The 12047-nt window shown below is 74.4% G+C and carries 9 protein-coding genes; 7 read left to right on the forward strand and 2 right to left on the reverse strand.

All coding sequences use genetic code 11. From position 1 onward, the window contains the following. Nucleotides 1-1668 (forward strand): chorismate-binding protein (locus WCS02_RS11820; protein WP_340293323.1); only part of this gene is annotated, 1668 nt, incomplete at its 5' end. Between the two features lie 49 nt (nucleotides 1669-1717). On the opposite strand, the gene WCS02_RS11825 is transcribed toward WCS02_RS11820, so the two are convergent. Next, nucleotides 1718-2455: an SDR family oxidoreductase gene (locus WCS02_RS11825; RefSeq protein ID WP_340293325.1), complete on the reverse strand. Its 738-nt coding sequence runs from the start codon at nucleotides 2453-2455 to the stop codon at nucleotides 1718-1720. Between the two features lie 191 nt (nucleotides 2456-2646). Between WCS02_RS11825 and WCS02_RS11830 the strand changes: the two genes are divergently transcribed. The 4 genes from WCS02_RS11830 to hydA all read left to right on the forward strand — a co-directional run bounded on the left by WCS02_RS11830 (nucleotide 2647) and on the right by hydA (nucleotide 7775). Further along, nucleotides 2647-3489 carry a nitrilase-related carbon-nitrogen hydrolase gene (locus WCS02_RS11830; RefSeq protein WP_340293327.1) on the forward strand — a complete coding sequence of 281 codons (843 nt, stop codon included), beginning with the start codon at nucleotides 2647-2649 and terminating at the stop codon, nucleotides 3487-3489. Nucleotides 3490-3493: 4 nt separating this feature from the next. Continuing rightward, nucleotides 3494-4840, forward strand: a complete 1347-nt coding sequence (locus tag WCS02_RS11835; protein ID WP_340293329.1) for an aspartate aminotransferase family protein — start codon at nucleotides 3494-3496, stop codon at nucleotides 4838-4840. Between the two features lie 121 nt (nucleotides 4841-4961). Then, a complete protein-coding gene (locus WCS02_RS11840; protein ID WP_340293331.1) occupies nucleotides 4962-6293 on the forward strand; it encodes an AI-2E family transporter in 1332 nt (443 codons plus the stop codon). A gap of 63 nt (nucleotides 6294-6356) precedes the next feature. Then, nucleotides 6357-7775 (forward strand): dihydropyrimidinase, encoded by a 1419-nt coding sequence (hydA, locus tag WCS02_RS11845; RefSeq protein ID WP_340293333.1) that lies wholly within the window; start codon nucleotides 6357-6359, stop codon nucleotides 7773-7775. On the opposite strand, the gene WCS02_RS11850 is transcribed toward hydA, so the two are convergent. Beyond that, complete coding sequence (locus tag WCS02_RS11850; RefSeq protein ID WP_340293336.1) at nucleotides 7756-8409, reverse strand: class I SAM-dependent methyltransferase; 654 nt, start codon at nucleotides 8407-8409, stop codon at nucleotides 7756-7758. The genes hydA and WCS02_RS11850 overlap by 20 nt on opposite strands. Nucleotides 8410-8511: 102 nt before the next feature. Between WCS02_RS11850 and WCS02_RS11855 the strand changes: the two genes are divergently transcribed. Continuing rightward, nucleotides 8512-9999: a CoA-acylating methylmalonate-semialdehyde dehydrogenase gene (locus WCS02_RS11855; protein WP_340293338.1), complete on the forward strand. Its 1488-nt coding sequence runs from the start codon at nucleotides 8512-8514 to the stop codon at nucleotides 9997-9999. 9 nt (nucleotides 10000-10008) lie between these two features. Beyond that, nucleotides 10009-11016, forward strand: a complete 1008-nt coding sequence (locus WCS02_RS11860; RefSeq protein WP_340293340.1) for a TIGR03842 family LLM class F420-dependent oxidoreductase — start codon at nucleotides 10009-10011, stop codon at nucleotides 11014-11016. The last annotated feature ends 1031 nt before the right edge of the window (nucleotides 11017-12047 follow it).

Consider the following 12047-nt stretch of genomic DNA (forward strand, 5'->3'; position numbering starts at 1 on the left):
CCGGGCGCGGTCCGCCTCGTCGCCGCCCCGGACGCCGCGGCCCACATGGCCGCGGTGGAGCACGTCGTCGGCGCGGTCCGTGCCGGGGAGATCGCCCAGGCGAACGTCTGCGGGCGGTTCGCGCTCCGCCTGGACGACGGCGGGCCGGCGGCGGTGCACGCGTGGGCGACGCTGGTCCGGGCGCTGTCGCCCGGGCGCGCGGCGCTCGTCACCGGGCCGTGGGGCGCCCTGGTGGGTGCGTCGCCGGAGACGTACCTGTCCGTCCGTGACGACCGGGTGACGTCCAGCCCCATCAAAGGCACCCGGCCCGCCGGCGAGGGGGGCACGCTGCGGCGCTCGGCCAAGGACACCAGCGAGAACGTGATGATCGTCGACCTGGTCCGCAACGACCTCGCCCGGGTGTGCGTCCCCGGCACGGTCACGGTCGAGGAGCTGCTGGCGGTGCAGGCGATGACCGGCGTGAGCCACCTGGTCTCACGGGTCGCCGGCACGCTCGAGCCCGGCACCGGTCCGGGCGACCTGGTCGCGCGCACGTTCCCCCCGGGATCCGTCACCGGGACGCCCAAGCAGCGCGCGACCGAGGTGACGGACACCGTCGAGGTGGCCGCGCGCGGCGCGCACACGGGCGCCGTCGGGTTCCTGGGACCGCGGCTGGCCGACCTCGCCGTGACGATCCGCAGCCTCGAGGTCGGCGCGGACGGGACCGCGGCGCTCGGCGTGGGGGGCGGCATCGTCGCGGACTCCACCCCGGCCGAGGAGTGGCACGAGGTCCTCACCAAGGCCGCTCCCCTGCTCACCGCCCTGGGTGCCGCCGTCCCGGTCCCCGGGCCGACCACCGCCGCCGCCAAGGGGCTGGCCGACCCTGCGCACGGGCTCATCGAGACGGTGCTGGCCGTCGACGGCCGGGCCGTCGCGGCGCCGGACCACGCCGCCCGGCTGCGGCGCTCGGTGTGGGAGCTCACCGGGGTGCCGCTGGAGGCCGACGTCGAAGGGCTGCTCGGCTCGGCGGCGCGCGACGCCGGACCGGGTGCCCACCGGTTGCGCGTCCGGGTCGACCTCGCCGGTCGGGGCCCCGCGACCAGCGTGGAGGAGTCCGCGGGGACCCGGACCGTGCGCGCGGCCGGGACCAGGGTCGAGACGGAGCCGTGGCGGCTGCCCGTGGCCCCGTGGCGCCAGCCCGGCCTGGTCCTGGGGGCCGTCCCCGCCCCCGGCGCCGGCCTGGAGCGGCACAAGTACGCCGACCGGTCCTTCCTCGACCGGGCGCTCGCGGACGCGCGCCGGCAGGCCCCCGCGGGGTCGCCGGCACCGGACGACGTGGCGTTCGAGGCCCACGACGGCCTCCTGGAGACGACCCGCGCCTGCCTGGTCGCCGTCATGACCGGTCCCGACGGGCCGAGCATCGTGACCCCCGCGTGCGACGGACGGGTCCTGCCCGGGACGACACGTCAGGTCCTGCTCGACCTCGCGCGGCAGCAGGGCTGGCAGGTCCGGCTGGCGGCCCTCGACGCCGAGGTCCTCGCGGGGGCGGAGGGCCTGCTCGCGTGCGGCTCCCTGCGCGGGGCGGAGTGGGTGTCGCAGGTGGGTCCCCACCGGTGGGCCGGGCCGTCGACGGCGACGGCGGGGCTGGGGGCCGCGCTGCTGCGGCGCTGGGGGGTGCCCGCCGGCTGACCCACGCGTGCGGGTCGGCCGGCGGGCCGTGCGGGTGGTGCTCAGCCGGTCAGCTGCCCTGGCCCATGCTCCACATCGCCCAGGACTGCGTGCGCATCTCGCGCGGCTGCTGCAGCGTGGTGACGACCGCGTGGGCGACCATCTCCGGGCGCAGGTACTCCGACAGCGACGGGTCTCCCTCGGTGCGGCCCTTGCCGATGGCGAACTCGGTCTCGACGCCGGCGGGGTTGATGGTCGTCACGCGGATGCCCTTCTCGCGCAGCTCGCGGTCGATCGAGCCGGCGAAGCCCTGCTGGGCGAACTTGGTGCCCGCGTACACGGCCTCGTCGGCCCCGCCCCGGAAGCTCGCCACCGAGGCGACGATGACGACGTCCCCGGCACCCGCCTCGAGCATGGTCGGCAGCGCGGCGCGGACGGTGAAGACCGTGCCGGTGAAGTTGGTGTCGACCATCGTCCGGACGTCCTCGTCGCTGCCGTCCAGGACGGAGCCGTAGGAGCCGATGCCGGTGTTGGCCACGACGGAGTCCAGGCGGCCGAACCGCTCGAGCGCGGTCCGGACGAGGCGGGCGTTGTCGGCGGGCTCGCGGACGTCCATCTGGACGGGGACGACACGGTCGGTGCCGAGCTCGTCGGCCAGGTCGGTGAGGCGCTCGAGACGTCGGGCCCCCACGACGACGTTCGCACCCGCGGCGACGAGGGCCTCGGTGGTGGCACGGCCGATGCCGGCGGAGGCGCCGGTGACGGCGACGACGGTCCCGGTGAGGTCACGGGGCTGCATGAGGGTCATGCGCCCGACGCTAGGGGGCGGGGCGGGCCCCCGCGAACCCTGACCTCGCAGCGGACCGGGTCCGCACCCACGGCCGGCGGGTGCCCTCCACAGGTCCCGCCCGGCTCTTTACGGGCCAGTCCGGCTGACCTAGCGTCGGCGTCCCGAGCCGGGCTGAGCAGCGGACCGAGCCGAGGACCCCGAGGAGTGACATGCCGCGCGTGGTGCGTTCCGCCATCGTCCAGACCGCGTGGACCGGCGACAAGGAGTCGATGCTCGACCTGCACGAGAAGCACGCCCGGGACGCCGCCGCACAGGGCGCGCAGGTGATGTGCTTCCAGGAGCTGTTCTACGGCCCGTACTTCTGCCAGGTGCAGGACACGGAGTACTACGACTACGCCGAGGCGGTCCCGGACGGGCCGACCGTCACGCGGTTCTCGGCGCTGGCCAAGGAGCTCGGCATGGTCCTCGTGCTCCCGGTGTACGAGCGGGAGCAGGCGGGCTTCCTCTACAACACCGCAGCCGTGGTCGACGCCGACGGCACGTACCTGGGCAAGTACCGCAAGCACCACATCCCGCAGGTCAGGGGCTTCTGGGAGAAGTTCTACTTCCGCCCCGGCAACGTGGGCTGGCCCGTCTTCGAGACCGCGGTCGGCAAGGTCGGCGTCTACATCTGCTACGACCGGCACTTCCCGGAGGGCTGGCGCGCCCTGGGCCTGGGGGGCGCGGAGATCGTCTTCAACCCCTCGGCCACGTCCCGCGGGCTCAGCAACTACCTGTGGAAGCTCGAGCAGCCGGCCGCCGCCGCCGCGAACATGTACTTCGTCGGGGCCATCAACCGGGTCGGCGTCGAGGACCTCGGCGACGACGACTTCTACGGCACCAGCTACTTCGCCGACCCGCGCGGCCAGCTCGTCGGCGAGGCCGCGTCCGGGCACGACGAGGAGCTCGTGGTGCGCGACCTGGACCTGGGGCTGATCGAGGAGGTCCGCAACCAGTGGGCGTTCTACCGGGACCGCCGCCCGGACGCCTACGGACCCCTCGTGGAAGGCTGACGGCATGACGCTGACCGACCCCGCCGTCGACGCCGCCGGCACCGCTCAGGCCCCGTCCTCCCGCGCCCGGACCGAGGAGCTGCTCGCCCGCCACCGCGCCGTGATGCCGCGCTGGCAGTCGCTGTACTACGACGAGCCCGTCGCCCTGAGCCACGGCGAGGGCCGGCACGTCTGGGACATCGAGGGCACCCGGTACCTCGACTTCTTCGGCGGCATCCTCACGACGATGACCGCGCACGCCCTGCCCGAGGTGACCGCCGCGGTGCAGGAGCAGGCGGGCAAGATCCTCCACTCCTCGACGCTGTACCTCAACGAGCAGACCGTCGAGCTGGCCGAGCGCATCGCGGAGCTGTCCGGCATCCCCGACGCCAAGGTGTTCCTCACGCCCTCGGGCACCGAGGCCAACGACGCCGCGCTGCTCATGGCCACGGCCTACCGGCGCAGCAACCAGGTCTTCGCCATGCGCAACAGCTACCACGGGCGCTCCTTCTCCACGATCGGCATCACCAGCCACCGCTCCTGGAGCCCGACGTCGTACTCGGGCCTGCAGACCACGTACGTGCAGGGCGGGTACCGGCTCCGCAGCCCCTTCCGCGAGCTGCCCGACGGGGAGTACACGGCCGCCTGCGTCGCCGACCTGCGCCAGCTGCTGGACATGGCCACGTCCGGCGACGTCGCCTGCCTCATCGCCGAGCCGATCCAGGGCGTCGGGGGCTTCGCGACCCCGCCGGACGGCTTCTTCGGCGCCATCAAGGAGGTGCTCGACGAGCACGGCATCCTGTTCGTCTCCGACGAGGTCCAGACCGGCTGGGGCCGCACCGGCGAGCACTTCTGGGGCTACCAGGCCCACGGGATCACCCCGGACCTGCTGACCTTCGCCAAGGGCGTCGGCAACGGGCTGCCGCTCGGCGGGGTCGTCGCGCGGGCGGAGATCGTCGACGCGATCCAGGCCAACCACATCTCGACCTTCGGCGGGTCCCCGCTGGTGTCCGCCGGCGCCAACGCCAACCTGCGCTACGCGGTCGAGCACGACCTGCAGGGCAACGCGAAGCGGACCGGGGACCGGCTGCGGGCCGCCCTGCAGCCGACCGTCGACGCGACCCCGTGGATCGCCGAGATGCGCGGTCGCGGGCTCATGCTCGCCCTGGAGTGCGTGCACCCCGGCGGCATCGACCCCGACCCCGCCCGTGCGGCCGCGCTCAGCGAGGCCGCCAAGGCGCGCCACCTGCTCATCGGCAAGGGCGGGCTGTACGGCAACGTCCTGCGCATCGCCCCGCCGATGACCCTCACCGAGGACGAGGCGGACGAGGGCGCACGCCTGCTGCTGGACGCGGTCGCCGCGGTCGGCTGAGCCCGGGCGGGCAGGCGGGCGGGGCCGACGCCCCCGTACCGCCCGCCGGCGCCCCTCCCCTCGACGCCCCGCCCGCCGGCGCCCGCGTATGGCGGGAGCCCCCGGGGGGTACTGCACCGGGATGGACCCCCGACCAGCCCGCGCACGCACCGGCAGCACCGTGGCCGGCGCCTCGTCGGTCATCAGCCCGCTGCCCGGCTGGCTGCGCCGGGGGGTCGCCTACGGCCTCGCAGTCATCGTGCTCAGCCTGGTCGGCTGGCTCGTCGTCATGGCGCTGCTGCGGGTCGGCCTGGTCGCGTTCGTGCTGCTGGCGGCGCTGCTGCTGTCCGCGCTCCTGGCCCCGCCGGCCCACAACCTCCGCCAGGCTGGGGTCCCCCGGTCGCTGGCAGCGCTGCTGAGCCTGGCCGTCCTCATCGGGGTGCCGGTGGGCATCGGGTACCTGCTCTACACCCAGGTGACGCAGCAGCTGCAGGACATCGGGCCGGCCGTCACGGAGGGCCTGGACACCATCCGCGACTGGCTGGTGGCGGGGCCGCTGCAGATGGACCAGGCGGCCATCGACGACCTGCGGGCCTCGGCCCTGACCACGGTCCGCGACGCCGCCCCGAGCCCGGTCGCCGGCACCGCCACGGCGATCAGCGCGGTGACCGGCGTGGCGCTGCTGGTGTTCGCGGTGTTCTTCCTCGTCAAGGACGGCGACACCATCTGGCGCTGGGCGCTGAGCTGGGTCCCCGTCGACCACCGCCAGCGCGTCGACGGCGGCGGGCGGGTGGCCTGGACCACCCTCACCTCGTACGTCCGGGGCACGGCGCTGGTCGCGCTCGGCGACGCCGTGGGCATCGGCATCGGTCTGCTCGTGCTCGACGTCCCGCTCTGGCTGTCGCTCGCGCTGCTGACCTTCGTCGGTGCGTTCGTGCCGATCATCGGCGCGACGGCCGCGGGGGCGGCGGCGGTGCTGGTCACCCTGGTGACCAACGGCGCCCCGGACGCCGTCATCGTGCTGGGCATCGTCCTGCTCGTGCAGCAGGTCGAGGGCAACCTGCTGCAGCCCCTGATCATGAGCGGCGTGGTCAAGCTGCACCCGCTGGCCATCGTCACCGCCGTGACCGCGGGCACGCTGCTGCTCGGCATCGCCGGGGCCGTCCTGGCCGTGCCCGTGGTGGCGGTGGCCTACCGGCTGGTCGGGTTCCTCAGCGGCCACGACGACGCTCCGCCCGTCACGGACGCCGACCGGTACGACGAGCACGAGGACGAGCCCCACGGCCTGGGCGGGCCCGAGGCGCACGCCGCCCACGAGGAGGCCGGACGAGACGCGGCGGGCGGGGGCGAGGACGCGAAGGGCGATGCAGGAGGCGGTGCGGGAAGCGACCAGGACGGCACCGCCGAGCAGCACGCCAGGCCTCGTGCCGGGTCGTTGGACGGTGCCCGGGCGGGCGGCACGGACCTCCCCTGAGCACCCTTTACGCGCCCGCGCGGCCTGGTTAGGTTCGACCCCACCCCGGCCCGAGGAGCCCGCATGACCAGGACGCTCATCACCAACGGCACCGTCGTCAGCGCGACCGGGGCGATCCCCCATGACGTGCTGGTCCAGGACGAGACGGTCGTCGCGCTCCTCAGCCCCGGGACCGCGGAGGCCACCGGGATCACGGCCGACACCGTGCTGGACGCCACCGGCTGCTACGTCGTCCCGGGCGGCATCGACGCCCACACCCACATGGAGCTGCCCTTCGGCGGCACCTCGGCCAGCGACACCTTCGAGACGGGGACCGTCGCTGCCGCGCACGGCGGCACCACGACGATCATCGACTTCGCCGTCCAGACGGCCGGCGGCGACCTGCGCGACTCCCTCGACACCTGGTACGCCAAGGCCGAGGGGAACTGCGCGGTCGACTACGCCTTCCACATGATCGTCGGCGGGGTCGACGACTCCTCGCTCAAGCTCATGGGCGACCTGGTCGCCGAGGGCATCACCAGCTTCAAGCTGTTCATGGCCTACCCCGGGGTCTTCTACTCCGACGACGGCCAGATCCTCCGGGCGATGCAGCGGGCCGCCGAGCTCGGCGCGATGATCTCGATGCACGCCGAGAACGGCATCGCCATCGACGTCCTCGCCGCCCAGGCCGCCGCACGAGGCGAGACCGCGCCGATCCACCACGGGATCACGCGCCCGGCCCGTCTCGAGGGCGAGGCGACGTTCCGGGCCATCCAGCTCGCCCTCGTCGCCGGGGCGCCCGTCTACTTCGTCCACCTGAGCAGCAGCGAGGCGCTGGAGCAGGTGAGCCGGGCCCGCGCCGAGGGGCACAACGTCTTCGCCGAGACCTGCCCGCAGTACCTATACCTCACGCTCGAGGACCACCTCGGCGCCCCCGGCGACGACGGCTTCGAGGGGGCCAAGTACGTCTGCTCGGCGCCGCTGCGGAGCAAGCACGAGAGCCACGGCCGCGACCTCTGGCGCGGGCTGCGCACGAACGACCTGTCGATCGTCGCGACCGACCACTGCCCGTTCTGCTACAAGGACCAGAAGGAGCTCGGGCGCGAGGACTTCCGCGCCATACCCAACGGCATCGGCGGCGTGGAGCACCGCATGGACCTCATCTTCCAGGGGGTGGTGACCGGCGAGCTGAGCCTCGAGCGATGGGTGGAGACGTGCTCCACGACTCCGGCGCGCATGTTCGGCCTCTACCCGCGCAAGGGCGTCATCGCCCCCGGCGCGGACGCCGACATCGTGCTGTACGACCCGCAGGCCCGGACGACGATCTCCGCCGCCACGCACCACATGACCATGGACTACTCGGCCTACGAGGGCTTCGAGGTGGCCGGCGGCGTCCGCACCGTGATGTCGCGCGGGAGGGTCGTGGTGGACCGGGGCACCTACCACGGCAGCAAGGGGCACGGCCGGTTCCTGCCGCGGGGGCTCAGCAGCTACCTGCGCTGAGGTGGCCGGGGGTCGCGTCCGCCCAGGCGACGGCGCGGCCCTCGTACATGAACCCGGCCGGCCTCGGCGCGCCCTCCTCGTACCAGGTGGTCAGCGCGGTGACCGTCAGCGGCGACGCCTGCAGCAGCCCCCGGACGTCCCGGTCGAGCACGCACCCGGCGATGCGCTTGTTCAGCCCGTTGCCCCGGCGCTGCCAGCGGACCACGGACGCCTCCTCGGCCAGGCCGTGCTCCACCAGGTGCAGCACCCCGCCCGGACGCAGCACCCGGGCGAGCTCCGCCAGCACCGCCGCCGGGTCGTCGGTGGCGCACAGCGTCCACGTGGACAGCGCGGCGTCGAACCGGTCGTCGGGGAACGGCAGCCGCTCGGCCACCGCCTCCGTGCGGACCACCGGCACCGGCGAGGCTGCCCGGCGCGCGGCGGACAGGGCGAACGCGCCGCCGGACGGGTCGACGGCCCACACCCCCGTCACGCCCGGCGGCAGGTACGGCTGGTTGTGACCGCTGCCGTAGCCGATCTCCACGACGTCGCCGACCATGCCGGCGCAGACCCGCTGCCGCACCCCACCGGTCTGCGAGGTGCCGAGGGTGGCGTCGAGCAGCCGCGGCTGCACCACCCGTGCCCACAGGCCCATCCGGCGATGCTCCTCCACAGAGGAGGTCGCGTCGAGGCCCGGGTCTGTCCAGCCCGTCGGGCGCACGGATACCCTCCGGCTCACCCCTGACGGAGGAGCAGCATGGACCGGATCTCGCACTGGGTCGACAACGCCGTCCTGACGGGCACGTCCGGGCGCACGTCACCCGTCACCGACCCGGCCACCGGCCGCGTCACCGCCCAGCTGGACCTCGCCACCACCGCCGAGGTCGACGCCGTCGTCGCCTCCGCCAAGGCCGCCGCGGTCGGGTGGTCGCAGACCTCGGTCGCCACCCGCACCCGGCTGATGTTCCGGTTCCGCGAGCTCGTCGAGGCCAACCGCGACGAGATCGCCCGCCGGCTGAGCAGCGAGCACGGCAAGGTCCTGTCCGACGCGGGCGGCGAGGTGGCCCGGGCGCTGGAGGCGGTCGAGTACGCGTGCGGCCTGGCCGAGCTGCTCAAGGGCGACTACACGGAGCAGGCGTCGTCGGGCGTCGACGTGTACTCGATGCGCCAGCCGCTCGGCGTCGTGGCCGGCATCACGCCGTTCAACTTCCCTGCCATGGTCCCGCTGTGGATGATCCCCAACGCCGTGGCGTGCGGGAACACCTTCGTCCTCAAGCCCAGCGAGAAGGACCCGTCGGCGCCGATGTTCGTCGCCGAGCTCTTCGCGGAGGCCGGCTTCCCGGCGGGTGTGCTCAACGTCGTCAACGGCGACGCCGAGGCCGTCGACCACCTGCTCACCCACCCGGACGTGGCGGCGCTCAGCTTCGTCGGGTCCACCCCGATCGCCCGGCACGTGTACGAGACGGGCACCCGGGCCGGCAAGCGGGTCCAGGCCCTCGGCGGGGCCAAGAACCACATGGTCGTCCTACCCGACGCCGACCTCGACCTGGCCGCGGACGCCGCGGTCAACGCCGCCTACGGCTCGGCCGGCGAGCGCTGCATGGCCATCAGCGTCGTCGTCGCGGTCGGCGACGTCGGCGACCCGCTCGTCGACGCCATCGCCGCCCGGGTGGACACGCTCGTCATCGGCCCCGGCGACGACCCGGAGTCGCAGATGGGGCCGCTCATCACCCGCGAGCACCGCGACAGGGTCGCCGGCTACGTCGAGGCCGGTGCGGCCGCGGGCGCACGCGTCGTCGTCGACGGGCGCGACCGGGTGTTCGACGGCGACGGGTTCTTCCTGGGCGTCACGCTGCTCGACCACGTCACCCCGGACATGACCGTCTACACCGACGAGATCTTCGGCCCGGTCCTCGTCGTGGTCCGCACCGAGACCTACGTCGAGGCCATGGCCCTGGTCGAGGCCAACCCGTGGGGCAACGGCGCGGCGATCTTCACCCGCGACGGCGGCGCCGCCCGGCGCTTCCAGCACGAGGTCACCGCCGGGATGGTCGGTGTCAACGTCCCGATCCCGGTGCCCGTCGGCTACTACTCCTTCGGCGGCTGGAAGGACTCCCTCTTCGGCGACACCCACATGTACGGCCCGGAGGGCATCCACTTCTGGACCCGCGGCAAGGTGGTCACGAGCCGGTGGCCCGACCCCTCGACGTCCGCGATCGACCTCGGCTTCCCCCGGAACGACTGAGGACCCGCCGTGGACCTCGGGCTCGTCCTCCAGAACGACCCGCCGGCCTGGCGCGTCGTCGACCTCATGCGCCGGGCCGAGACGCTCGGCTTCAGCCACGGCTGGACCTTCGACTCCCACGTGCTGTGGCAGGAGCCGTACGTCGTCTACAGCGAGATCCTCGCCGCGACGAAGAAGATGGTCGTCGGCCCGATGGTCACCAACCCGGGCACCCGGGACTGGACGGTCACCGCGTCGCTGCACGCGACCCTCAACGACATGTACGGCGAGCGCACGGTCTGCGGCATCGGGCGCGGGGACTCCGCGATGCGCGTCATCGGCAACAAGCCCTGCACCCTCGCGCAGGTCAAGGAGTCGATGGCCGTCATCAAGGGCCTGGCCGAGGGCCGCACCGTCACCCACAACGAGACCGAGCTCTCGTTCCCCTGGCGCACGGGCGGCCACCTGCCCGTCCTCATGGCCGGCTACGGGCCCAAGGCGCTGCAGCTGTGCGGGGAGCAGGCCGACGGCTTCATCCTCCAGCTCGCCGACCCCTCGATCGCGGAGTGGACCATCGGCGCCGTCAAGGCGGCTGCGGCCGCCGCCGGGCGCGACCCCGACTCGCTGTACATCGTCGTGGCCGCGCCCGCCTACATCGGGCCGGAGGACACGGTCCCGCACCAGCGCGACCAGGTCCGCTGGTTCGGCGGGATGGTCGGCAACCACGTCGCGGACCTCGTGGGGCGCTACGGCGACGGGGGCGCGGCCGTCCCGCAGGCGCTCACGGACTACATCCGGGGTCGTGAGGGCTACGACTACGCCCAGCACGGGCGGGCGGGCAACAGCCACGCCGCGTTCGTCCCGGACGAGATCGTCGACCGGTTCTGCCTCCTCGGGCCGGTGGAGCGCCATCTCGAGCGGCTGGAGCAGCTGCGGGACCTCGGGGTCCACCAGTTCGCGCTCTACCTCATGCACGACGACGCGGAGGCCACCCTCACGGCCTACGGACAGAAGGTGGCGCCCGCGCTGCGTCGCTGACGGGCCCGGCGGGGGCTGCTCAAGGTGCCCGGTGGCGCTGCCGACACCACTGGGCGTGAGCACCCCGACGGACGACGGCCACCCCGCGCCACGGCCACCCGCCGTCACGGTGGTGCCGTTCCCGGTGCCCGCGCAGCGCCGCCGCTGGTGGCCCTTCGGCCGCCCGCCGGCCGGCTCGCGTGCCGTGCCGCCCGCCGCCCCCGCCTTCGTCCCGCCGGACGACGACGAGCACGACCACGACGACCTGCAGGACCTGCACGATGTCTGCGACGCGCACGCCGGCCTGCTGGCCGAGGGTGCCGCCGACCAGGACACCCACGCCAGCCCGTCCGGGGACGACGAGCGCACCGCGGACCTGCGCGGGCTGCGGGACGCTCTCGAAGGGCTGCAGGGGCGCCCCGCCGGCGAGGGTCCGGAGGTCGCGTCGTCGACCGGCGCCGGCGACGCCCAGCTGGGGCGGGTCGCGCCCGGCTCGTCGGCCTACGGGCCGCGCCTCACGCTGTCCGCGACGCCGCACGGGCGTGACGCGTCCCTGCCGAGGCGTCCCGGTCCCGACAGCCCGGCCGATGCCGGGGCCTCGTCCTCGGTGCCGGCTGGTGCACCGGCCGCTGCCCCGTCTGGTGCACCAGCGTCGGCGCCCGGCGGTCTGACCGCCGCTGCCTCGGCCGCTGCGCCCGGCCCGGCACCCGCTGGGACCGCCGACGGACCTGCTCCTGCACCTGCGAGCGGACCCGCTGCTCTCCCGGCCCCGGCTGGTGCACCGGCGTCCGCGCCCGCACCGACCTCGGCGCCGGGCGCCACCCGACCCTCCGTCTCGGGTCCGTCCCTGCTGCCCGGCCCGACCGGCGCCTCTCCCGCGAGCACCGGTCCAGCTGCCCCTGGCAGGACCGCCGGTCCGGTCACGGCCGACGGCGCGGACTGTCAGACCGGCCCGGCCCGCCCTGCCGGCTCCGACGCCGCTCCCCCCGCCGGCTCGACGGTCCCGCCCCGCCCGCGCACGCCCGGCCAGGTGCCGACGGCGCCGCCGGTCC

Origin of the sequence: Aquipuribacter hungaricus (assembly GCF_037860755.1) — a bacterium.
Classification (GTDB): Bacteria; Actinomycetota; Actinomycetes; order Actinomycetales; family JBBAYJ01; genus Aquipuribacter; species Aquipuribacter hungaricus.